At 67.4% G+C, this 21,017-nt stretch carries 21 protein-coding genes and 2 tRNA genes; 9 read left to right on the forward strand and 14 right to left on the reverse strand.

Annotation, left to right across the window (positions count from 1 at the left end; translation table 11 throughout):
• Window positions 1-8: 8 nt before the first annotated feature.
• Complete coding sequence (locus M7H45_RS07215) at window positions 9-1,181, forward strand: acetyl-CoA C-acetyltransferase (RefSeq protein ID WP_298215641.1); 1,173 nt, start codon at window positions 9-11, stop codon at window positions 1,179-1,181.
• Here M7H45_RS07215 and M7H45_RS07220 read toward each other — a convergent pair.
• Genes M7H45_RS07220 through M7H45_RS07235 form a run of 4 tightly spaced genes read right to left on the reverse strand, consistent with a single transcriptional unit; the run spans window position 1,178 to window position 4,473 of the window.
• Window positions 1,178-2,428 (reverse strand): MFS transporter, encoded by a 1,251-nt coding sequence (locus M7H45_RS07220; protein ID WP_298215642.1) that lies wholly within the window; start codon window positions 2,426-2,428, stop codon window positions 1,178-1,180. The genes M7H45_RS07215 and M7H45_RS07220 overlap by 4 nt on opposite strands.
• On the reverse strand, window positions 2,421-3,032 hold the full coding sequence (locus tag M7H45_RS07225) for a phosphatase PAP2 family protein (RefSeq protein ID WP_298215644.1): 612 nt from the start codon (window positions 3,030-3,032) through the stop codon (window positions 2,421-2,423). The genes M7H45_RS07220 and M7H45_RS07225 overlap by 8 nt, the downstream gene beginning before the upstream one ends.
• 2 nt (window positions 3,033-3,034) lie before the next feature.
• On the reverse strand, window positions 3,035-4,006 hold the full coding sequence (locus tag M7H45_RS07230) for a quinone oxidoreductase (protein ID WP_298215646.1): 972 nt from the start codon (window positions 4,004-4,006) through the stop codon (window positions 3,035-3,037).
• Complete coding sequence (locus tag M7H45_RS07235) at window positions 4,003-4,473, reverse strand: methylated-DNA--[protein]-cysteine S-methyltransferase (RefSeq protein ID WP_298215648.1); 471 nt, start codon at window positions 4,471-4,473, stop codon at window positions 4,003-4,005. The genes M7H45_RS07230 and M7H45_RS07235 overlap by 4 nt, the downstream gene beginning before the upstream one ends.
• A 93-nt stretch (window positions 4,474-4,566) precedes the next feature.
• Between M7H45_RS07235 and M7H45_RS07240 the strand changes: the two genes are divergently transcribed.
• The 3 genes from M7H45_RS07240 to M7H45_RS07250 are packed head-to-tail and all read left to right on the forward strand — an operon-like array spanning window position 4,567 to window position 7,864.
• Window positions 4,567-5,031: a CHAP domain-containing protein gene (locus M7H45_RS07240; RefSeq protein WP_298215650.1), complete on the forward strand. Its 465-nt coding sequence runs from the start codon at window positions 4,567-4,569 to the stop codon at window positions 5,029-5,031.
• A 13-nt stretch (window positions 5,032-5,044) separates the two neighbouring features.
• Window positions 5,045-6,598 (forward strand): murein biosynthesis integral membrane protein MurJ, encoded by a 1,554-nt coding sequence (gene murJ, locus M7H45_RS07245; protein ID WP_298215653.1) that lies wholly within the window; start codon window positions 5,045-5,047, stop codon window positions 6,596-6,598.
• A 57-nt stretch (window positions 6,599-6,655) separates the two neighbouring features.
• A complete protein-coding gene (locus tag M7H45_RS07250; RefSeq protein ID WP_298215655.1) occupies window positions 6,656-7,864 on the forward strand; it encodes an acyltransferase in 1,209 nt (402 codons plus the stop codon).
• Here the strand turns inward: M7H45_RS07250 and M7H45_RS07255 are convergent.
• The 5 genes from M7H45_RS07255 to M7H45_RS07275 all read right to left on the reverse strand — a co-directional run bounded on the left by M7H45_RS07255 (window position 7,797) and on the right by M7H45_RS07275 (window position 12,600).
• Entirely contained in the window at window positions 7,797-9,404 is a 1,608-nt protein-coding gene (locus M7H45_RS07255) for a YifB family Mg chelatase-like AAA ATPase (RefSeq protein ID WP_298215657.1), read from the reverse strand. The two genes, M7H45_RS07250 and M7H45_RS07255, sit on opposite strands and share 68 nt — an antisense overlap.
• A gap of 66 nt (window positions 9,405-9,470) precedes the next feature.
• Window positions 9,471-10,223 carry an SDR family NAD(P)-dependent oxidoreductase gene (locus M7H45_RS07260; protein WP_298215659.1) on the reverse strand — a complete coding sequence of 251 codons (753 nt, stop codon included), beginning with the start codon at window positions 10,221-10,223 and terminating at the stop codon, window positions 9,471-9,473.
• A gap of 31 nt (window positions 10,224-10,254) precedes the next feature.
• Window positions 10,255-11,082: a TIGR01459 family HAD-type hydrolase gene (locus M7H45_RS07265; protein WP_298215661.1), complete on the reverse strand. Its 828-nt coding sequence runs from the start codon at window positions 11,080-11,082 to the stop codon at window positions 10,255-10,257.
• Entirely contained in the window at window positions 11,079-12,110 is a 1,032-nt protein-coding gene (locus M7H45_RS07270; RefSeq protein WP_298215663.1) for a quinone-dependent dihydroorotate dehydrogenase, read from the reverse strand. Before M7H45_RS07270 ends, M7H45_RS07265 begins: the two co-directional genes overlap by 4 nt.
• Before the next feature lie 10 nt (window positions 12,111-12,120).
• Window positions 12,121-12,600: a hypothetical protein gene (locus tag M7H45_RS07275; protein ID WP_298215665.1), complete on the reverse strand. Its 480-nt coding sequence runs from the start codon at window positions 12,598-12,600 to the stop codon at window positions 12,121-12,123.
• Here M7H45_RS07275 and M7H45_RS07280 point away from each other — a divergent pair.
• The gene (locus M7H45_RS07280) at window positions 12,599-13,900 is read left to right on the forward strand and encodes an amidohydrolase family protein (protein WP_298215667.1); all 1,302 of its coding nucleotides are present in this window, start codon (window positions 12,599-12,601) and stop codon (window positions 13,898-13,900) included. The genes M7H45_RS07275 and M7H45_RS07280 overlap by 2 nt on opposite strands.
• A gap of 53 nt (window positions 13,901-13,953) precedes the next feature.
• Window positions 13,954-14,029: transfer RNA gene (locus tag M7H45_RS07285), tRNA-Asn, on the forward strand.
• 170 nt (window positions 14,030-14,199) lie between these two features.
• Here M7H45_RS07285 and M7H45_RS07290 read toward each other — a convergent pair.
• Both M7H45_RS07290 and M7H45_RS07295 read right to left on the reverse strand, forming a co-directional pair.
• Entirely contained in the window at window positions 14,200-14,688 is a 489-nt protein-coding gene (locus tag M7H45_RS07290) for an aromatic-ring-hydroxylating dioxygenase subunit beta (protein WP_298215668.1), read from the reverse strand.
• 1 nt (window position 14,689) lies between these two features.
• The gene (locus M7H45_RS07295; protein ID WP_298215669.1) at window positions 14,690-15,895 is read right to left on the reverse strand and encodes an aromatic ring-hydroxylating dioxygenase subunit alpha; all 1,206 of its coding nucleotides are present in this window, start codon (window positions 15,893-15,895) and stop codon (window positions 14,690-14,692) included.
• Between the two features lie 251 nt (window positions 15,896-16,146).
• Here M7H45_RS07295 and dps point away from each other — a divergent pair, with 251 nt between their 5' ends.
• Window positions 16,147-16,626 (forward strand): DNA starvation/stationary phase protection protein Dps, encoded by a 480-nt coding sequence (gene dps, locus M7H45_RS07300; protein ID WP_298215671.1) that lies wholly within the window; start codon window positions 16,147-16,149, stop codon window positions 16,624-16,626.
• 7 nt (window positions 16,627-16,633) lie between these two features.
• Here dps and M7H45_RS07305 read toward each other — a convergent pair whose 3' ends face one another.
• The 3 genes from M7H45_RS07305 to dapB form a co-directional block, all read right to left on the reverse strand.
• Window positions 16,634-17,302, reverse strand: coding sequence for a tRNA (guanosine(46)-N(7))-methyltransferase TrmB (locus M7H45_RS07305; protein ID WP_298215673.1), 669 nt, complete (start codon window positions 17,300-17,302; stop codon window positions 16,634-16,636).
• A gap of 7 nt (window positions 17,303-17,309) precedes the next feature.
• On the reverse strand, window positions 17,310-18,497 hold the full coding sequence (gene metK, locus M7H45_RS07310) for a methionine adenosyltransferase (protein WP_298215675.1): 1,188 nt from the start codon (window positions 18,495-18,497) through the stop codon (window positions 17,310-17,312).
• A gap of 93 nt (window positions 18,498-18,590) precedes the next feature.
• Window positions 18,591-19,361, reverse strand: coding sequence for a 4-hydroxy-tetrahydrodipicolinate reductase (gene dapB / locus M7H45_RS07315; protein ID WP_298215685.1), 771 nt, complete (start codon window positions 19,359-19,361; stop codon window positions 18,591-18,593).
• A 112-nt stretch (window positions 19,362-19,473) separates the two neighbouring features.
• Here dapB and M7H45_RS07320 point away from each other — a divergent pair.
• A tRNA-Pro gene (locus tag M7H45_RS07320) sits at window positions 19,474-19,550 on the forward strand.
• Between the two features lie 579 nt (window positions 19,551-20,129).
• A complete protein-coding gene (locus tag M7H45_RS07325) occupies window positions 20,130-20,609 on the forward strand; it encodes a hypothetical protein (RefSeq protein ID WP_298215677.1) in 480 nt (159 codons plus the stop codon).
• Window positions 20,610-21,017: the final 408 nt, after the last annotated feature.

Below are 21,017 nucleotides of genomic sequence, written 5' to 3' on the forward strand. Positions count from 1 at the left end.
ACCAGGACATGGAAGATATCGTCATCGTCTCCGCCGCGCGTACCCCTGTTGGCAGTTTCAACGGGTCTTTCGGTTCCACCCCCGCCCATATGCTCGGCACCGTGGCGGTGAAGGCCGCGATGGAGCGGGCCGGGCTGGCTCCGGAGGATGTGGAGGAGGTGATCCTCGGCCAGATCCTCACCGCCGCCCAGGGCATGAATCCCGCCCGCCAGACCGCGCGCGCCGCCGGTGTGCCGGATAGCAAAACCGCCTTCGGCATCAACCAGGTCTGCGGCTCCGGCCTGCGCGCCGTGGCCCTGGCCGCCCAGCAGGTGCTCTCCGGCCAGAGCGGGATCGTGGTCGCCGGCGGGCAGGAGAGCATGAGCCTCGCCCCCCACGCCGCGCCGCTGCGCGCCGGGCACAAGATGGGCGGCGTCGAGTTTCTCGACACCATGCTGAAGGACGGGTTGTGGGATGTGTTTCATGGCTATCACATGGGCGTGACCGCCGAGAACGTCGCCAAGCAGTATCAGATCACCCGCGAGGAGCAGGATAAATTCGCCCTCGCTTCCCAGCAGAAGGCGGGCGCCGCGCAGAAGGCGGGCAAGTTCAAGGACGAGATCGCCCCGGTGACGCTGACCACCCGCAAGGGCGAGGTGGTGGTGGAGGCGGATGAATATATCCGCCCCGACACCACGCTTGAGGCGCTGGCCAAGCTCAAGCCCGCCTTCACCAAGGACGGGACGGTGACGGCGGGCAATGCCTCCGGCATCAATGACGGCGCGGCGGCACTGGTGGTGATGAGCGCCAAGGAGGCGGCCAGGCGCGGCCTGACCCCGCTGGCGCGGATCGCCAGCTTCGCCACGGCGGGGGTCGATCCGGCGGTGATGGGAACGGGGCCAGTCCCGGCTTCCCGCAAGGCGCTCGAACGGGCGGGCTGGAAGGTGGCGGATCTCGACCTCGTCGAGGCCAATGAGGCCTTCGCCGCCCAGGCCCTCGCCGTCAATAAGGAGCTGGGGCTGGACCCGGCCAAGGTGAACGTCAATGGCGGGGCCATCGCCATAGGCCATCCCATCGGCGCCTCCGGCGCGCGGATCCTCACCACCTTGCTCTATGAGATGAAGCGCCGCGACGCCAAGAAGGGTCTCGCCACGCTGTGCATCGGCGGCGGCATGGGTGTCGCCATGTGCCTGGAGCGTTAATCCCGACGGGCCGCCCGGGCGAGCCACGCCGTCACGCCGAGATTGAGCGCGGCGGCGAGGTATAGGAGCGCGGCGGAGGGCGCGCCTCGCGCATAGGCCAGCGCTTCCGCGCCGCCCGCCGCCAAGGTGGCGGCGGCGTTCAGCACGTTATTGGCGGCGACCATCCGCGCCCGCTGCCGGGGGGCGGCGCGCGCCTGGAGCCGCACATAAAGCGGTACCGAGAACGCCCCGCCGCAAAACGCGGTGAGGACGAGATCCGCCGAGGCGCGCCACCCCCCGCTTTGGCTCAACAAGGCGGCGAGCCCGGGCGCTCGCAGATGCGTGCCCGCCCAGGCGAAATCGGCGATGAACAGGCTCATCCCCGCGCCGGAAAGGGTAAGAACCAGCCCCAGCCGGTGTGGGCGCGCCAGCCGCGCGGCGGCCATCGCCCCCAGCCCAACCCCCGCCGCGAAGAGCGTGAGCAGCCAGGTCACTACCTGGCCGTCCGCGTGCAGCCGGGTTTTGGCGAGAACGGGGAAGGCGGCGAGCACGGTGGCGCCCAGCGCCCAGAACCAGGAGATGCCCCAGCAGGCGTGCCAGACCGGCGGGTTGGCGGCGGCGGCGCGGAGCAGCTGGAGATTGGCGCGCCAGAGCCGCCAATCCGGCTTGAGGCCCGGCGCGGCGGGGCGCAGCGGCGGCATGGCCCAGGCGCTGGCGATGCCGGCGAGGGAAAGAGCGGCCGCCGCGAGCGGAGCCCAGACCACGCCATGGCGCAGGGTGATGAGCGCCCCGCCCGCCGCCGTGCCGAGCACGATGCCGGCGAAGGTTCCCGCCTCGATGAGGCCATTGGCGCGCGCCAGGGCGCGGCCGGAGAAAAGCTCCGGCAGCATGCCGTATTTGAGCGGCGAGAAAAACGCCGCCTGCAAACCGAGCCCGGTGAGCACCGCGAGCAGGAGCCGGAAATCGCCGCTGAGAAACCCGGCCAGGCCCAGCAGCATCAGCCCCAACTCCCAGAATTTGGTCCACAGGCTGAGCCGGGCCTTGTCATGCGCGTCCGCCAGCTGGCCGGCTGGGGCGGAAACGAGCAGATAGGGCAGCAGGAACAACCCGGCCGAGAGGGCGGAGAGCACCGCCGCCTGCCGGGCGGGAAGCCGGGCCAGCGCCATCACCACCAGCGCGTTCTTGAAGAGATTGTCGTTCACCGCGCCCAGAGCCTGGGTGAGGAACAGGGGGAGGAAGCGCCGCCCGCCCAGGCCGGTTTCAGCCACGGCGCGTGAGCACGAGGCTGCCCCAGGCGCAAACCCCGCCGGTGAGCAGGCCGGCAAGCACGTCGCTGAGATAATGGTAATCGGCGGCGACCAGCCCCGCCATCACCAGCAGCAGCGTCCCGCCCCAAAGCGGGCGCAGGCGCGGGCGCAGCGCCCAGCACACGCCAAGCGGCGCGGCGGCATAGGCCGTGTGGCCGGAGGGAAAGGAGCCGTAAAGCACGCTCTCGGCGAAAGGGTGGAACCCGCCCAGCCCGTAGGCCAGCCAGGTTTCAGGCCAGGCGCGGCCAAAGGCCCATTTCAGCTCGTCCTTGGCGGCGGTGGCGGCCAGGGTGGCGAGCGCGGCCGCCATCCACACCCGGGCGGGGGGCGGGCCGCCGCGCAGGCGCCGGGCCAGGGCCCAGAGCAGGATCAGCCCCGCCCCCGGCAGGGCGAGCAGCGAGGGCGCGGCGGCAAGTTGGTAGACACCCCGCCAGCGCTGATGAGCGTGGCAGAACGCCGCCAGATCCTGGTCGAGGCTGGTCGCCATGCAGAGCAGGGCGGCGGCGGCCACCCCCGCCGCCCCGGCCCAGTAGAAGAGCGGGGAGGCCGCGCGGCGGGCGGGCATGCTCAGGGAAGGAGAACGGTGCTGCCGGTGGTGCGGCGGTTTTCCAGCGCTTCCTGCGCGGCGGCGGCCTGTTCCAGCGGAAAGGTTTGATTCACCTGAATTTTCACCGCGCCGGAGCGCACCGCGGCAAAGAGCGCCTCCGCCCCGGCCACCAGATCCTGGCGGCTCGCCATATAGGTGGAAAATCCGGGGCGGGTGAGAAACAGGCTGCCCTTGGCGTTGAGCAGATTGATGTCGAAGGGCGGCACCGGGCCGGAGGCATTGCCGTAGCTCACCATGAGGCCGAGCGGCGCCAGACAATCCAGGCTGGTGTGGAACGTATCCTTGCCGACGCCGTCATACACCACCGGCACCATGGCGCCGCCGGTGAATTGCCGGACCTCGGCGGGAAGATGGGCATAGCCGACCACGACATGAGCGGCCCCGTTATCCCGGGCGAGTTCGGCCTTGGCCTCGGATGAAACGACGCCGATCACCGTGGCGCCCAGATGCTTGGCCCATTGGCAGAGCATCAGCCCCACCCCGCCCGCCGCCGCGAGGACGAGAATGCTCTGGCCCGGCTGCACCTTGAAGGTGCGATGGAGCAGGAACCAGGCGGTGAGGCCCTGCAGCATCATCGCCGCGGCGGTTTTGAAATCGATGTCATCCGGCAGCCGGACCAGCCGGTCGGCGTTGATGACGCGCTCGGTGGCGTAGGCGCCGAGCGGCCCGCCCGCATAGGCGACGCGGTCTCCCGGCTGGAGGTCCCGCACGTTCTCGCCCACAGCCAGCACCACCCCCGCCCCCTCCATGCCCAGGGTCACGGGCAGCGGCGTTTTATACAGCCCGGTGCGGAAATAGATGTCGATGAAATTCAGCCCGATCGCCTCATGGCGGATCAGCGCCTCGTTCGGGCCGGGTTGCGGGGTGGGAACCTGTTCCCATTTCAGCACATCCGGACCGCCATGGGCGTGGATGCGAATGGCCTTGGTCATGCCCGCGGCGCTCTCATCCGGCTTTCCAGGGCAAGCAGCCAGCGCTTGGTTTCCAGCCCCTCGCCGCCGGAATAGCCGCCCAGCCCGGCGCTGCCCACCACGCGGTGGCAGGGAATGAAAATGGGGAGGGGGTTGGCGGCGTTGGCTCCGCCCACCGCCCGGGCTGAGCCCCCGGCCAGCGCCGCGATCTGGGCGTAGGAGCGCGTCTCTCCCGGCGGGATGGCCTGGAGCGCGGCCCAGACCCGGCGTTGATAGGGCGTGCCCGCCGGGTGCAAGGGCAGGGAGTCGGGCAGGAGGGCGGCGCCGTCAAAATACGTGTCCAGCGCCGCCTTGGCGCGCTCCAGCAGCGGCGATGGTGGAGAGGGCGCCTCGCCGCTGCCCCAGCCCCATTCGAGAGCGACGATGCCCTCCTCATCCGCGAAAAGCGTCAGGTCGCCGACCGGCGAATGCATGGAGAGCGAGGCCATGGCCGGGAAGCTAGACCGGAGCGCCCCGCCGGATCAAGCGGCTTGCGGCGCGCGGCGCGAATCCGGCAAATTGCCCGGCAGGAGGGCGGGAGAATGAAGCGGGGCTGGATCATGGGTTTTTGTCTCGCCCTGGCGGCCTGCGCTGGCGGGCCGCGGCTGGAATCGCCCTCTCATTTCGGCACGGCGACCAACCTCACCTGCGTGCCCTATGCCCGCGCCGTCTCCGGCGTGCGGCTCAGCGGCGAGGCTTATCAATGGTGGGACCGGGCGGCGGGCATGTATCCCCGCGCGCATCACCCCAGCCCGGGGGCGGTGCTGGTGTTCAAACGCCACGGCGCCATGAGTGACGGACATCTGGCCGTGGTGACCTCTGTCCAATCGCCGCGCGAAATTCTCGTCACCCAGTCCAACTGGCTGCCCGGGCGGATCGAGCATGATCAGCCGGTGGTGGATGTCTCCCCCGGCAATGACTGGTCCCTGGTGCGGGTGTGGTACGAGCCCGCCCACGCGCTGGGGGTCACGCGCTACCCCGCCTATGGCTTCATCCTCCCCGAGTAAGTAAGAGCACCGCATGATACGCGGCGCCTTCACGGTGGGAGCCTGGACGATGGCGAGCCGCGTCCTCGGATTCGCCCGGGACATTCTCATCGCCGCCGTGCTCGGCACGGGGCCGGTGGCGGATGCGTTTTTCGTGGCCCTGCGCCTGCCCAACCTGTTCCGCCGCCTGTTCGGGGAGGGCGCGTTCAACGCCGCCTTCGTGCCCGCCATTTCCACCATCCTCCACCGGGAGGGGCTGGCGGCGGCCACCGGCTTCGCGGAGGAGGCGACGGCGGTGATGGCCTTCTGGCTCGGCGGGCTCACCATCTTCGGCGAGATCTTCATGCCCTGGCTGCTTTATGTGCTCGCCCCCGGCTTCGCCGGCCATGGCGGCAAATTCGCCATGGCCGTGGCGCTCTCGCGGGTGATGTTTCCCTATTTGTTTTTCATCTGCCTGACGGCTCTGTTTTCCGGCGTGCTCAACGCCATGGGCCGCTTCGCGGCGGCGGCGGCGGCGCCCGTGCTGTTCAACCTGTTCATGATCGCGGCGATGCTCTGGCTCGCCCCCTATACCCGCAATCCCGGCTTCGCCCTGGCCTGGGGCGTCACCGGCTCCGGCATCGCCCAGCTGGGGCTGGTGCTCTGGGCCATCCGCCGGGCGGGTATGCGCTTCACCTGGCCGCGCCTGCGGTTCTCGCCGCGCATCCGGCTCATGTTCCGCCGCATGGCCCCGGCGCTGGTGGGGGCGGGGGTCACCCAGCTCAACGTCTCCATCGATATCATCATCGGCACGCTGCTGCCCGCCGGCTCGGTCTCCATTCTTTACTACGCCGACCGCGTGAACCAGTTGCCCCTGGGCGTCATCGCCACCGCCGCGGGCACGGCGCTCCTGCCCGCGATCACCCGGCATATCGCCCTGGGGGAGGAGGCGGCGGCGAATACCGCGCTGAACCGCGCCCTGGAATCCGTGCTAATGCTGACCTTGCCAGCCGCCATCGGCCTGTCCGTCGCGGCGCGGGCGGTGATGGACGTGGCCTTCGTGCGCGGGGCCTTCACGCCCCATAACGCGGTGCTGGCCGGGCATTCCCTGGCGGCCTTCGCGCTCGGCCTGCCGATGTTCGCCCTCATCAAGATCTTCACCCCCGGATTTTACGCCCGGGGCGATACGGTGACGCCGCTCAAGATCGGCATGGCGGCGGTGGCGCTCAATCTCGGTCTCAACCTGCTGTTCATGCATCCGCTGAAGGCGGTGGGGCCGGCCCTCGCCACCTCGCTCTCATCCACCTTCAACGCCGCGCTGCTGTGGGGTTTGCTGCGGCGGCGCGGGCATTTCAGCTTCGACGCGCTTTGCCGCCGGCGGGTGCCGCGCATCCTGCTGGCGGGCATTCTCATGGCGGCGGCGCTGGAGGTCACCCAGCGCCTCCTGCCTCCTGGCGTGACGACCATTCCGGAATTCCTCGTCCTCGTCCTCGTGGGGGCGGCATTTTATTTCGGGCCGGGCGCGGCGCTGCGCGCGTTCGAGCCTGGGGAGGTGCTGCGCCTGCTGCGCCGCCGCAAGCCGGCGCCGCGGCCGCCTGGCGGGCATTAAAAATTCGCCATTGGCAGGAAAGCTGAATCCCGCGCCGAATCAGGCCAAATAGCCGGCATGGCTGAACATGATGGGCGGAAACTAATCCCGCTGGAGGGATTGCGCGGCATCGCCGCCGCCATCGTGGTGCTGTACCACCTGGTTCTGGCGTTCACCCCCAAGGGGGTCGGCGTGGTGCCGCACGGGCATGGCGTGCTCGATCTCATCATCCAGTTCCTCCTCGGCATGCTCAATGGCGGCGCGGCGGTGGCGGTATTCTTCGTCCTCTCCGGCTTCATTCTCAGCCTGCCCTTCGCCCAGGACCGGCGGCTCTCCCGCATCCTGGTCGGCGCGCTCAAACGCTGGCCGCGCCTCGCCGGGCTTACCGCCATTGGCTGCCTGTTCGCCTTCGCGCTGATCAGCTGGTCCGGCCAGGACTATCAGGCCGCCGCGCGGATCATCGGGGCGAAATGGCTCGCCACCCACGGCAACGCGCCGATCAGCCTGGCGGATCTCACCTGGCAGGCAGCGCTGCGCGAGGGGCTGATAAATGTCTTCACCCAGGGCGAGGTGAATTTCGATTCGCCGCTCTGGACGATGCGGATCGAGCTGTTCGGCTCCTTCGCCGTGTTTCTCGCCGCCCCCATCCTCTTCGCCATTCGCGGCTGGGGCGTGCGGCTGGGGCTGGTGGCGGCGGCCTTCCTTCTCACCGGGCTGGGCTATCCCTATACCTATTTCGCAGATTTTCTCACCGGCACGGTGCTCGCCATGCTCTACGCGGAACGGCGGCTGCCGGAGCTCGGCAATCTGCGCGCGGCGGGGCTCGGGCTCCTCGGGCTTTATCTGTTCAGCTTCACCTATGAGCAGGCGCTGCTGATCCACGCGCCGCTCAAGCGGCTCATCCCCGGCGAGGACAGCCATTACATCTGGGATGCGGGTGCAGCGCTGATCATTCTCGTGCTGCTGGGCAACCCCGCGATGCGCCGCTGGTTTTCAGGCGGCTGGGCCATCTGGCTCGGCTTTCTGTCCTTTCCCATTTACGTCCTGCACGGGCCGTTGATGCTCTCCGCCGGCTCCTCGGCCTTCATGCAGGGCGTGGGCGTGCTGGGCCTGCCCGTGGCGGCGCTGCTGGCCGCGTTTTGCTCCCTGGCCCTCACCCTTTTATGCGCCATGCCGCTCGCCTGGATGGACCGGTTGTGGACACGGCTGCTCGGCGCGCTCACCCGGCCATTGATGCGCCCCCGTGCCGCGCCGTTCGGTATGGGGCTGGCGCGGGGCCAAGGCTAGGCCCGGCGCCTGCCCGGCCCTCCGTTGCGGCTGGCAGCGCCGCCTGGCGGGGCGCCCGGTGGCGGTAGGCGAGCGCCTCGGCGAGATGGGGCTTTTGAATCTCGCTTTGCCCGGCCAGGTCGGCGATGGTGCGGGCCACGCGCAGGGCGCGGATCTGGCCGCGGGTGGAAAGCTGAAACTTCGCCGCCGCCTTCTCCAGCAGCGCCATCGTCTCCGCCGTGGCGGCCAGGGTCTCGGGCGAGGCCTCGGCATTGCGGTCCGGCCCCTCGGCGCCAAAGCGGTGCAGGGCGCGCGCCCGGGCCAGCGCCACCCGCGCCGCCACGCTGGCTGAGCTTTCCCCGGCGGGGGCCCAGGCGAATTCCGCGGGTGAGAGCGGCGCGATGTGGATGACGAGATCCATGCGGTCGAGCAGCGGGCCAGAGAGGCGGTTCTGGTAATCCTCGCCGCAGCGCGGGGCGCGCCCGCATTCGCGGGAGCCCTCGCCCAGATAGCCGCAGCGGCAGGGGTTCATGGCGGCGACGAGCTGAAACCGCGCCGGATAGGTAACATGGGCCTGGGCGCGGCTCACCGTGGTCTGGCCGGTCTCCAGCGGGGCGCGCAGGGCTTCCAGCGTGGCGCGGGGAAATTCCGGCATTTCGTCCAGGAACAGCACGCCGCGATGCGCGAGCGATATTTCCCCGGGCTTGGCGCGGGCGCCGCCGCCCGCGATGGCGGCGGGGCTGGCGGAATGGTGGGGGTCGCGGAAAGGGGGCCGGGTGATGAGCCGGCCATCCAGTAACATGCCCGCCACCGAATGAACCATGCTCACCTCAAGGGCCTGGCGCGGGGTGAGGTCGGGCAGCAGGCCGGGCAGCCGGGCGGCGAGCATGGATTTGCCCCCGCCAGGGGGGCCGATGAGCAGCAGGTTGTGGCCGCCCGCGGCCGCGATCTCCAGGGCGCGGCGGGGGGTTTCCATCCCTTTCACCTCGGCGAGGTCGAGGCTGGGCGCGCCGCCGCCCAGCACCCCGGCGGGCGGCGCGGAGAGGAGCTGGGTGCCCCGGAAATGATTGATGAGGCAAAGCAGATCGGGCGTGGCGAGAATGTTCAGCTCCCCGGCCCAGCCCGCCTCCGCGCCCTGGGCGGCGGGGCAGATCAACCCCCAGCCGCGTTGCTGCGCGGCGATGGCGGCGGGCAGCACCCCGGCGGCGGGGTTCAGCCGGCCGTCGAGGGAAAGCTCCCCCAGCGCCGCGTATTCCGCCAGTTCCTCGGCCGGCACCACCTCCATCGCCGCCAGCACGGCGAGCGCCACCGGCAGGTCGAAATGGCTGCCTTCCTTCAGCATGTCCGCCGGGGCGAGGTTGATGAGGATGCGTTTGGGCGGCAGGCAGAGACCCATCGAGGTCAAGGCGGCGCGGACCCGCTCCCGCGCTTCCCCCACCGCCTTGTCCGGCAGGCCGACCATGAGAAAGGCGGGCAGGCCGGCCGAGATCTGCACCTCGACCTCGACGCGCTGCGCCTCGATCCCCGAAAACGCGAAGGAATTGACCCGAGCTATGGACATAGCCTCACCCACTACCAATGGTTGTGGCGAGGCTAGCGGCGCGACCTTAAATTGTCTATATCGGATCTAGCCTTGCCGCTTGATGGTGAAGCCGGAGCTGGCCTGGCAGGTGGGCATCATCTCGATCCGGTTGATGTTCATGTGCGGCGGCAGCGACACCAGCCAGGACGCGGCCTCGGCGATGTCATCCGGGTTGAGCGGGGTGGTGCCTTTATAAACGGCCTGGGCCCTGGCTTCGTCCCCATGGAAGCGCACTTGCGAGAATTCGGAGCCGCCGACCAGGCCGGGCTCGATATCGGTGACACGGATGTTGCGGCCCACGAGATCGGCGCGGAGATTGAGCGAGAATTGGCGGACGAAGGCCTTGGTGCCGCCATAGACATGCCCGCCGGGATAGGGGTACTCGCCCGCCACCGAGCCGAGATTGAGAATCACCCCGTCATCGCGCTCCACCATTTGCGGCAGGATGGCGCGGGTCATGTGGATCAGCCCGGTGACGTTGGTGGCGACCATCGTGTCCCACTCATCGAGATCGGCCTCCCAGGCCGGGCCGAGGCCGAGGGCGAGCCCGGCATTATTGACGAGCACGTCGATGCGCTGCCAGGCGGGCGGCAGGCCGGGCACGAATCCGGCGATGGCGTCTTTATCCCTCACATCCAGCCGGGCGGTGTGCAGCGCCTCCCCCAGCTCGCCCTTCAGGGCCTCCAGCCGCTCCACCCGGCGCCCGGTGGCGATGACGCGGTGGCCATCCTTGACGAAGCGCCGCGCGAAAGCCGCGCCGAATCCGGCGGTGGCGCCGGTGACCAGTATCGTCTTCATGTGTTGTCTCTCCCTTGGCTTGGGCGTGGTGTCACCAGGCGAGGCCCGGCAGAATGGCGACGGGCGAGAGCCCGGCGGCGGCGGCTTCCGCCGGGGCCTGCGCCGGATGCAGCGCGTGGATGCCGGACAGAACCCAGCAGCTGGCGAGGCCGGCGTTTTTCGCGCCGGCGATGTCGGTGCGCAGGGAATCGCCCACCGCCAATGTATGGTCCGGCGGCGTGCCCAGCAAGGCGAGAGTGGGCGGATAGATCGCCGCGTCCGGCTTGCCGCGCAGAATCACCCGGCCGCCCTCCGCCTCGTAGATCCGCGCCAGCCAGCCCGCGCAGATGATCCGCTCGCCCCCCCGGATCACCTCCAGGTCAGGGTTGGCGCAGACCATCGGCAGGCCCGCGCGCAGCCCGGCCTCCAGCACGGGCCGGTAAGGCTCAGCGTCATGGGGCCCCAGCTCGTCATCCGGGCCGGTGTTCAAGATGAAATCCGCCGCCGCCGGGTCGCTCGCCTGCTGGTAGCCGAGCGTCGCGAACACGTCGCGGTCGCGCGGCGGGCCGAGATGATAAAGCCGCCGCCCCAGCCCGGCGAACGCGCCCGTCCGGTCGCGCAAGCCCTGATGCACCGCCTCGCCGCTCGACATGATGCCCGCGTAAAGCTCCGGCGCTACGCCCAGCTTCGCCAGCAGCCGGGCGATGCCTGGCGGGCGGCGCGGCGCGTTGGAGAGAAAAACGACCGGCTTGCCCGCCGCGCGCAGCCGGGTCAGCGTGTCCAGCACCCCGGGGTAGAGGGCGACGCCGTCATGCACTACCCCCCAGAGGTCGAGAATAAACCCCTCATATCGCGCCGCCACCTCGCCAAATCCGCTCATAATCCCGCTCCCACCGCCTCCGCCACCGAGGAAAACCCCCGCTCGCGCAGCAGCCGGGCGAGGCCTGGCTTGAGGCGGGCGAGCATGGCCGGGCCTTGATAGACGAAGCCGGTATAGATCTGCACCAGCGCGGCCCCGGCCAGAAGCTTGGCCAGCGCGTCCTCGGGCGTGAACACGCCGCCCGCGCCAATGAGGGCGAGCCTCCCGCCCGCCAGCCGGGCCGCCCGCGCCAGCATGGCGGTGGAGGGGGCGAAGAGCGGCGCGCCGGACAGGCCGCCGCTCTCGCGCTTCAGCGGGTTTTTGAGGGTGGCGGGCCGGGCGAGGGTGGTATTGGCGATGATGAGCCCGGCGGCATCATGCGCCAGCGCCGCGGCGACCACCGCCTCCAGCCCGTCTTCCGTCAGATCCGGGGCGATTTTGATGAAAACCGGCTTGGGGCTGGCGATATGGCGGAGAATCCCGGCCAGCCGCTCGCCGGATTGCAGGTCGCGCAGCCCCGGCGTGTTGGGGGAGGAGACGTTGATGGCGAGATAATCGGCATGCGGGGCGAGGGCGCTGGCCATGGCGGGGTAGTCGCGCTCCGGCTCCGCCCCCTCCTTGTTGATGCCGAAATTCGCCCCCAGGACGAGTCCGGCCCGGGCGGCGCGGCGGAGATTGGCGAGAAACACCTCCAGGCCTTGATTGTTGAACCCCATGCGGTTGATGATCGCCCGGTCCTCCTCCAGGCGGAACAGGCGCGGGCGGGGATTGCCGTTCTGGGGGCGCGGGGTGACGGTACCGGCCTCGACGAAGCCGAAGCCGAGCCGCCCGAGCGGGGCGAGGGCGGCGGCGTTCTTGTCGAATCCGGCGGCGAGGCCGATGGGATTAGCGAGTTGCCGGCCGAAGGCGGCGGTGGCGAGAATGGGATCGTCCGGCCCCGCCTGCCGCCCTGCCAGCCCCCAGCGCAGCGCCGTGAGGGCGAGATGATGGGCGCGTTCCGGCTCCAGCCGCCGCAGCGCGGCCATGAGGACGGGCGGCGCCAGGATCATGTCGCCAGGGTCATTTTACATAGACGAGGATGACCGGGTTGAGCCCCGCCGTCTTGGCGCCCAGGCTGACCCGCGCGGCCGGAACGCCATCGGCGATGATGGCGTCCGCCACCGCCTTGGCCTCCGGCGCCAGCGCCGCCAGGGCTTGCGCGTCCTGGTCCGGGTGGCCGGTGCCCGGCGCCTCGGCCAGCACCTGGAAGGCGGCGCCGGGCTTGATCGCCAGGGCCTGCGCCACGGCGGCGCTGAGCGGCCCGGCGAAATCCTGTGTACCGGGAAGGATCGAGACCAGGGGCACCCGGTTCTTGAACGCATCCGCCGCCGCGATGGTCTGGGTATCCGCCCCGGCGGGGCTGGGGGCGAAACTCTGGCGGCCCGGCGGGGCGCAAGCAGCCAGAACGAGGGCGAAACCGAGGGAAAGGGGGCGGCGCATGCTCCGCATGTAGCCGCCGCCCGCTTGCGCGGCAACCAGCCGCGGGCGATGCTGCGGCATGCTCGATCTCGTCATTCGCAATGCCAATCTGCCCGGGGGGCGCAAGGGGGTCGATATCGGCGTGCGCGCCGGGCGGATCGCGGCGGTGGAGCCGGCGCTCCCGGCCGGGGCGGCGCGGGAGATCGACGCCACAAACCGGCTGGTCACCCCGCCCTTTGTCGATGCGCATGTGCATCTCGATTCCACGCTTTCGCTCGGCCTGCCGCGTCTCAATGAATCCGGCACGCTGCTGGAGGGCATCGCCCTCTGGGGGGAGTTGAAGCCCCTCCTGACCCAGGAGGCGATCTACGAGCGGGCGCGCAAGCTCTGCCTCTGGTCGGCGGCGCGGGGCACGCTCGCCATCCGCAGCCATGTGGATGTGTGCGACGACCGGCTGCTGGCGGTGGAGGCCCTGCTGCGGCTCAAGCGCGACATCGCCCCCTGGATCGACCTGCAGCTGGTCGCCTTCCCCCAGGATGGTTTCTACCGCCATGCCGGCGCGGCCGGGAATTTGCGCCGGGCGCTGCGCCTGGGGCTGGAGGTGGTGGGCGGCATCCCCCATTTCGAGCGGACGATGGAGGATGGCCGGCTCTCGGTGCGGGCGCTGATGCGCCTCGCCGCCGAGGAAGGCCGGCTGGTGGACATGCATTGCGACGAGACCGATGATCCGCTCTCCCGCCATGTGGAGACGCTGACGGCGGAGACGCAGCGCCATGGCATGGGCGGGCGCGTGGCGGGCTCGCATCTCACCTCCATGCATTCGATGGATAATTATTACGTCAGCAAGTTGATCCCGCTGATGGCCGAGGCCGGCATCGCCGCCATCGCCAACCCGTTGATCAACATCACCCTGCAGGGCCGCCACGACACCTATCCCAAGCGGCGCGGCATGACCCGGGTGCGGGAATTGATGGCGGCGGGCGTGCCGGTGGCCTTCGGCCATGATTGCGTCATGGACCCCTGGTATCCGCTGGGCAGCCACGACATGCTGGAGGTCGCGGGGATGGGGCTGCATGTCGGCCAGCTGACCGGCGTCCACGACATGGCGGCCTGTTTCGGCGCGGTGACGCAAACCCCCGCCCGCATCCTGAATCTGGAGGGCTACGGGCTGGAGCCGGGCTGCCACGCCGATCTGGTCATCCTCCAGGCGGCGGACGAGATCGAGGCGATCCGCTTGCGGGCCGAGCGGCTCTTTGTGCTCCGGCGCGGCGAAATTCTGGCGCGCGCGGCCCCGCGCGAGGCGGTGGTGGAGCTTGGCGGCGGCGCGTACCGGCTGGATTTCACCCGCGCGAATCTGGATGGGATTCCACCCGGCGGCTGAGGAGCGCGGCCTTGCCAGCCTAAAGGAGTTTGGCTATAGAGCCGCCCCACCGGTCCCGAATAGCTCAGCTGGTAGAGCAAGCGACTGTTAATCGCTCGGTCGTAGGTTCGAGTCCTACTTCGGGAGCCAGCCTTCAAAAAATCCAGAGCGATGATCGTCTGATCCGACTCATCGGCCTCAAACCAGATGCTTGAAATCTCTCGATAGAATGTCTTTCGTTCGAGGAGAAACTCTCCATAGAGAAAATCTCCAGGGAAAAGAGAAAATCTCCAGGGAAAAGAGAAATCTCCAGAGAAACTCTAAATCGGATAGACGAAATATTGCGGCAGCACGTTGGCGTCATATACGGCCCGCCGGGTCTTGATGAAGGCGCCGGCCTCCGTGAGGCTGATGACATCCTGATAAACCCCCGTGGTCAGCAGCCGCGCGGTTCCATCCTCCTGGATGAGGGTGACGGAAAAATTCGAAACCGCCTGGCAAAGCCCCTCCTCCCTCGCCTCGCAGGCCAGACGCTGGACGAAATGCCGTGTCCGGTAGGGCTGGAACGTTCCCGCCCAGATCTTGGTCACGAAGGTGACCCTGTCCTCAAGACGCGCCCGGCAATCATCCAGCATCAAGGCGAGCGGCAGCCCGCGCCGGTCGTTTTCCTCGGAAATACAGACATAGGCGCTGTCCGCCGCCGGGGAAAAACTATTCAGCCAGCCCTCCATGCTCAGATCATCCAGGGCCTGGATGTAGCGCAGGTTGAGATGATCGACGGCGGCGAGGATGTGCGCTGCAACAGCCATTTCAAATCTCCGCCCGCTGAAAGTTCATCAATCTCCGGTAATATTCCCATTTGGGCAATTGCCCCGTCTCGTCGTTTTGGGCGACATCCACGGGCAGCGCGTAAGGATCCTTGACGCCTTTCTGGAATTCCGCCACGCCGGGCGAGAAGCTGCCGATATGGATGCGCTGGAAGATCGAGGCGTCCTCCATGCTGATCATCCCGCATGGCCCCAGCAGGTTCGACGCCTGGCGCGTGCGGTGCCGGAGCATCTCCTCGTCATCATCCTGGTGAGCGAAATAAGCGTAATGCACCTCCGTGCAATCATGGCTGTGGGCGATGGCGAAACGGATATTGATCGTGTCGAGATGCTTCACCATCACGCCGATCGGGAACAGTTCCAGCACGCTGGCTCTCTTCGCCGGGTCCTGGCCCTTGAAGGTGATGAGCGAGGGGTCCTTAAGAAACCCCACATTCCGCAAGGGTTGAAGCTCCGCCATGATCGACATATGGCCGTTCTCGGTCATGAACTGCGCCCCTTTGCCTCCCTGCCAGTTGAGCAGGCGGAAGGCGGTGTGAAGCAGGCCGGCATGATAGCCGTCATTATCGTTATAGGCTTTCCAGTTCACCTGGTACCGCACCTTCTGATAGCCGAGCAGCTTGAGCCGGCCATCTCCCAGGATCACCTTCATGGCGCGGATCATGTCCTCGCCCAGCCATTGCGCGAGCGCGGGCGTGTTATCCCCCATCGTGGCGAAAACGACGCCAAGAAACTCGGCGCTGCGCAGCCTGGCCAGGCCGTATCGGGATTTGTCGAAATCCGGCGAAAATTCGCTCATGCCCGGGCAGCCGATCAATTCGCCGGAAATCTCGAAGGCCCAGCGGTGATAGGGACATTCGAATTCCTTGCGGTTGCCGGCAGCGCACATTTCCACCTGCGTGCCGCGATGGGTGCAGCTATTCACCAGCACGTTGATCTTCCCATCCGCTCCGCGCGTGATCAAAAGCGGCGTGCGGCCGAGCGAGAAGGTCTTGAAATCGCCCGGGTTGGGAAGCTCCGCGGCATGAGCCACGGGATGCCAGATGTCGCCATGGAAGATCGTCTTCAGCTCCGCCTCGAACAATCCGGGCGATACGAAGACCTCTTTGGGAATCTGGTTGAGCTTGCGCGGCCAGATGAGCGGCCACGCCGCCTTCGCCGCCACGCTCTGATCGCCGGGCATATCCATCGCATCCTCCTTTTGGCCGCGCGGCCCGCCTTGTTCGGTCGGCGGGGTTTTGGCGCGCCCGCCCCGCCGGTTTGGTTTCGCTCACGCCGCTGGCCCGATGCGAAAGAGGCTAGTCGCCGCACCCTGGCGCTGTCAATTTGCCCGCGGGCCGGCCAGCCGGGAGAGCGGAACGAAGCCGCACGGCTTGCGCCCCGGCGGCTTCATCCCATTTTAAGGGCGATGTTTCGACCTCAACCCAAGGAGTCCCGCCCATGGCGCTGCTGAAAACCAAGAACAACCTGGCCGATAACGCTAAAAAAGCCTCCATCGCCCTGCTCAACGCCCGGGTGGCGGAGGCCATCGATCTCGCGCTTTTGACCAAGCAGGCGCACTGGAATTTGCGGGGCAAGCAGTTCATCGCCGTGCATGAGATGCTGGACGGCTTCCGCGCCCAGATCGACGGGCATGTGGATACGATGGCCGAACGGGTGGTGCAGCTGGGCGGGGTGGCGCTGGGCACGGTGCAGGAGGTGGCGAAGGCCAGCAAGCTCCCGCCTTATCCCACCAATATCCACGCGGTCGAGGACCATCTGGACGCGCTGATCGAGCATTACGGCGCGGTCGCCAATAATGTCCGCAAGGCCATCGACGAGGCCGACGAGGCGGGCGATGCCGACACGGCGGATATCTTCACCGCCTGCTCGCGCGATCTCGACAAGGCGCTCTGGTTTCTCGAAGCCCATAAGGGCTGAGCCATGCCTACCGCCGGGTGAGCGACCAGTAGACCGGATGGCGCCCGGCGGCGAGGGCCTTGGCCTCGTAGCGGGTGGCGGGCCAGCCCGCCGGGCGGGCCTCCCGCCGCTCCACCGCGAAAAAATCCTGCTCCGCCAGCACCTCCTCGACCCAGCGCTGATAGGTGGGGTCGTCGGAGGCGATGCGCCATTCCCCGCCGGGGCGCAGCGCCCGCGCCACCTCCGCCAAGATTTGCGGATGCACGAAGCGCCGTTTGGCGTGCCGGGCCTTGGGCCAGGGGTCGGGAAACATCAGGAAGAGCTTGCCGAGCGCGCCCTCCGCCAGCCCGCGCAGCAGCGGCCGGGCGTCCTGGGGGTAAAGGCGGAGATTGGGCGGCGGCGCGGGCGGGCCCGCCTCCTCCGGGGCGAGGCGGGAGAGCAGGGCGCAAATGCCGTTCTCGAACACCTCCGCCGCGATATAGCCGACATCCGGATGGCGCCGCGCCAGCTCATGCGCGTGCTCGCCGCCGCCGAACCCCACCTCCAGCCATAATTCGCGCGGCGTCACGGCAAAGGGCACGTCCGGCCAGCGGATTTGCGGCAGGAAACGCTCCAGCAGCCATTCCTGCCGGGCGCGCAGAGTCTTGCCGCGGGAGCGGCCATAGAGCCGGTCCGGCGGCGGTTTCACGGCCGCCACGCCGCCCTCAGCGGTTGAAGGCGCTCTTCAGCGCGGGGACGAGATCGGTTCTTTCCCAGGTGAAGGTGCCAAGCTCCTCATCCGGCGTCCGGCCGAAATGGCCGAAGGATGAGGTTGGCACATAAATCGGGCGGTTGAGCTGCAAATGCTCGCGAATGCCGCGCGGGGAGAGATTGACCAGCTCGCGCAGCGTCTTCTCCAGCCTGGCCTCATCCACATCCTTGCCCGTGCCATGCAGCTCCACATAAAGCGAGAGCGGCTGGCTGACCCCGATGGCATAGGAAAGTTGCAGCGTGCAGCGATCCGCCAGCCCGGCGGCGACGACGTTCTTCGCCAGATAGCGGCAGACATAGGCGGCGGAGCGGTCCACCTTGGTGGGGTCCTTGCCGGAAAACGCGCCGCCGCCATGCGGGGCCGCGCCGCCATAGGTATCCACGATGATCTTGCGCCCGGTCAGGCCGCAATCGCCATCCGGCCCGCCGATTTCGAAAATGCCGGTGGGGTTGACGTAGAAATCCTTGTCCTCCGGCATCCAGCCCTCGGGCAGGGCGGCGGTGACGATGGGGCGGATCATCTCCTTCACCTTGGCCGGGCTGAAACCGGGGTCGTGCTGGATGGAGACCACCACCGAGGTGGCGGCCACCGGCTTGCCATCCACATATTTCAGCGTCACCTGGCTCTTGGCGTCGGGCAGCAGCCCCTTCACCTGGCTGTCGGCGGCGCGGCGCAATTCCGAGATGCGGCGCAGGATGAGGTGGGAATAATAGATGGGGGCGGGCATCAGCGCCGGGGTCTCGGTGCAGGCATAGCCGAACATGATGCCCTGGTCGCCCGCGCCCTCCTCCTTATCCGCCCCGGCATCCACCCCCACGGCGATATGGGCGGATTGGGCGTGCAGATAGACCGCGACCTCCGCGTCCCGCCAGGAGAAGCCCTCCTGATCATAGCCGATATCATGCACCGCCATGCGGGCGAGATGGGCGAGATGCTCGGCGGTGAGGGTATCCGGCCCGCGCACCTCGCCGGCGAGAATGATCCGGTTGGTCGTCACCAGCGTCTCGCAGGCGACGCGGGCGTAAGGGTCCGCCGCCAGATAGGCGTCCACCACGGTATCGGAGATCCGGTCGGCCACCTTGTCGGGATGCCCCTCGGAGACGGATTCGGAGGTGAACAGAAACTCTCCACGATCGCGCATGCAAAACCCCCATGTGACGGCATGCCGCGGGCCGATTCACCCGCAGCCGGCGGGGTCCGGATGGCGCATTAGGGGGCGGGGGTCAATACCGGCTCAGAGCCTCAGAAAATCCCTCATGCCGTAGAGCCCGGCGGGCTGGGCATGGAGCCAGAGCGCCGCGCGCACCGCGCCGGAGGCGAAAACCCGGCGGTCGAAGGCGTGGTGGGTGAGGCTGATCTGCTCATCCCCCGCCGTGAACAAGAGCGTGTGGGAGCCGATGATCTGCCCGCCGCGCAGGGCAGAGACGCCGATCTCGCCATCCCGCCGCGGGCCGGTATGGCCATCCCGGCCGGAGACGACGACATCCTCCAGCGCCACCCCCCGCCCCGCCGCCACCGCCCGGCCAATGGCGAGCGCGGTGCCGGAAGGCGCGTCCACCTTCTGGCGGTGATGCATCTCGACGATCTCCGCGTCATATTGCCGCGGCGGCAGCGCCGCGCCGAGTTTCTCGGCAAGCAGCAGCAGCAGATTCACGCCGGTGCAGAAATTGGGCGAGGCGAGGACCGGGATGACCCGCGCCGCCGCGCGGATCGCCTCCTCCTCCTCTGGGCCATAGCCGGTGGTGCCCAGCACCCAGGGGGTCTCGGTCTCGGCCAGGGCCTGGGCGTGGGCGCGCACGGCGCTGGCATGGGTGAAATCGATCACCACATCCGAATCCCGGGCGAGGGCCAGGATATCCGGGTAATGCGGCGCGCCGGCGGGGGCCGCCCCGGAGCGGCTGGTGCCCCCCGCCAGAATGGCGGCGGCCATGGCCTCCTCCGCCAGATACACCCCCATGCGGCCGGAAATTCCGGCAATGCCGATGCGTATGGTCATGGCGTTCAGGATAATGGCTGCGCGCGGAAAGCAAAAGCCGCCGCCAGAGGGGCGGCGGGGCAAGGATGCGCCGCGCCCCCTTGGCGGCGGCGGCGGCTGCTGCTACAGGCTCGGCCACGGCCGGAGCGTAGCGCAGCCTGGTAGCGCATCAGTCTGGGGGACTGGGGGTCGTGGGTTCAAATCCCGCCGCTCCGACCAGCCTTTTCCACAGGTTATTGCCATTCGCGGCCAGCCCAAACGGCGGTGGATACCAGCCAGATACCACTTGACCTTCATTAGTCCTACAAAACGGCTTATCAAGCAGCATAAACTTGCGGTTAATAATGAGAATAAGGCAAAAAGTAACCAATGTACTGCGTAAACGTTGTTGCCAAAGGCGCGGATGAACTCCCTTTCCAGTTTCCGAGTGAACGTAGAGCGTGGGACAAGATGCGGTCACTGCTGGCTTGTTACTGTGATGGAGACAACCAAGCCGAGGTAAGCGTAACCGACATGTCCACTGGAGAGGTCACGTCTTGGGACTGTGTTACCCTACATGCTTTAGCGTATTTAGAGAGCTAAGCCAAACCAGCCTTGACCATACTTCTGATATAATAGGTAATTTCCCTGTTACGCTATCTCGTCTGTTCCAATTACGTTAGGTCGGTGTCCCCTTGACGCAGGTAATAGGAGAACCAAGGAATAGTTTGCGGTTGTAAGAAAAAACAATTTTACTAAACAAGACCAGCCAATCAAATTGCATTTGACAACCCGCGTCAGTTTGTGTTTCAAGTAGGCATGGCCAAGGCCCCCTTTCCGATTCGTGTGCGCGCCCGCATCAATGAGCTTGAGAAGATGATCAAAACCGCTCAAGCGGAGCTTGATGAGCTGCGGGTGGCTGAACGAGTGTTGAATCGCCTCGCATCAGATGGATGCGAAGAGAATGAGGATGTGACCTCTCCAGAAAACAAGGCCAAGCCAGCCCAGGACAGAGGCGACACTATTGGAAGTCGCATTGTTGGGTTGCTTGAAGCCGAGGGAGCGATGACAACCGCTGATATTTTGAAAAAGCTGCAAGACAATTGGCGAGCTGATTTGACGCTCGCAACGGTCAGCAGCACTCTAACCCGGACCAAGGCGCAAAACCTGATCGTCAAAATTGACGATAAGTGGGATACGCCTAAACGAGAAGAGGGCGCCAATGAGGCGCCCTCGAATCCTGAGAAGGAAAGCGACACGAACGCCGACCTTCTCAAATTTCAACCCCCAATGCCCTGACAGGCTGCAAGGAGATCGCAATGCGTGCCGTCTTATTAACTCACTAGGGCTGATGCTCTAGCTATGCTATCATCCGGCTCGGAAGGCCGTGGGCGCAAGCTCACGGCTTCTTTACCTGGGTAGCATAAAATGAACGATTCAGTCAAGAATCTAAGCGTTTATCTTATCGGAAGCCACTAAAAGTGGACGATTAAACGCGTTTATCAAGCGGGAAGAAGCGTGGCAGTATTGATTGTCACGCGCACGCGTTTAACTGTATTTTGAAGCACCTGATCAAAGCGCCTCGTCTTGGAGAAGGGAGGCATACATGGCGCGCATTCGGGCCGCGCCGGACCAAAGGGCCGCAAATCACCCCGGTTTCACGCCGCGGTGGCGTGGGCAAGGCGAGCTTGGTATGCTGCCGTTCTC

It is taken from the genome of Acidocella sp. (genome assembly GCF_027352905.1).
Lineage (GTDB): Bacteria > Pseudomonadota > Alphaproteobacteria > Acetobacterales > Acetobacteraceae > Acidocella.

Bases quoted from the DNA above. Each gene is read 5' to 3' on its own strand.
- M7H45_RS07215 (WP_298215641.1), top strand. From the start codon at position 9: ATGGAAGATATCGTCATCGTCTCCGCCGCGCGTACCCCTGTTGGCAGT.
- M7H45_RS07225 (WP_298215644.1), bottom strand. From the start codon at position 3,032: ATGCCCGCCCGCCGCGCGGCCTCCCCGCTCTTCTACTGGGCCGGGGCG.
- M7H45_RS07230 (WP_298215646.1), bottom strand. From the start codon at position 4,006: ATGACCAAGGCCATTCGCATCCACGCCCATGGCGGTCCGGATGTGCTG.
- M7H45_RS07235 (WP_298215648.1), bottom strand. From the start codon at position 4,473: ATGGCCTCGCTCTCCATGCATTCGCCGGTCGGCGACCTGACGCTTTTC.
- M7H45_RS07240 (WP_298215650.1), top strand. From the start codon at position 4,567: ATGAAGCGGGGCTGGATCATGGGTTTTTGTCTCGCCCTGGCGGCCTGC.
- murJ (WP_298215653.1), top strand. From the start codon at position 5,045: ATGATACGCGGCGCCTTCACGGTGGGAGCCTGGACGATGGCGAGCCGC.
- M7H45_RS07250 (WP_298215655.1), top strand. From the start codon at position 6,656: ATGGCTGAACATGATGGGCGGAAACTAATCCCGCTGGAGGGATTGCGC.
- M7H45_RS07255 (WP_298215657.1), bottom strand. From the start codon at position 9,404: ATGTCCATAGCTCGGGTCAATTCCTTCGCGTTTTCGGGGATCGAGGCG.
- M7H45_RS07260 (WP_298215659.1), bottom strand. From the start codon at position 10,223: ATGAAGACGATACTGGTCACCGGCGCCACCGCCGGATTCGGCGCGGCT.
- M7H45_RS07265 (WP_298215661.1), bottom strand. From the start codon at position 11,082: ATGAGCGGATTTGGCGAGGTGGCGGCGCGATATGAGGGGTTTATTCTC.
- M7H45_RS07270 (WP_298215663.1), bottom strand. From the start codon at position 12,110: ATGATCCTGGCGCCGCCCGTCCTCATGGCCGCGCTGCGGCGGCTGGAG.
- M7H45_RS07280 (WP_298215667.1), top strand. From the start codon at position 12,599: ATGCTCGATCTCGTCATTCGCAATGCCAATCTGCCCGGGGGGCGCAAG.
- M7H45_RS07275 (WP_298215665.1), bottom strand. From the start codon at position 12,600: ATGCCGCAGCATCGCCCGCGGCTGGTTGCCGCGCAAGCGGGCGGCGGC.
- M7H45_RS07290 (WP_298215668.1), bottom strand. From the start codon at position 14,688: ATGGCTGTTGCAGCGCACATCCTCGCCGCCGTCGATCATCTCAACCTG.
- M7H45_RS07295 (WP_298215669.1), bottom strand. From the start codon at position 15,895: ATGGATATGCCCGGCGATCAGAGCGTGGCGGCGAAGGCGGCGTGGCCG.
- dps (WP_298215671.1), top strand. From the start codon at position 16,147: ATGGCGCTGCTGAAAACCAAGAACAACCTGGCCGATAACGCTAAAAAA.
- metK (WP_298215675.1), bottom strand. From the start codon at position 18,497: ATGCGCGATCGTGGAGAGTTTCTGTTCACCTCCGAATCCGTCTCCGAG.
- M7H45_RS07325 (WP_298215677.1), top strand. From the start codon at position 20,130: ATGGCCAAGGCCCCCTTTCCGATTCGTGTGCGCGCCCGCATCAATGAG.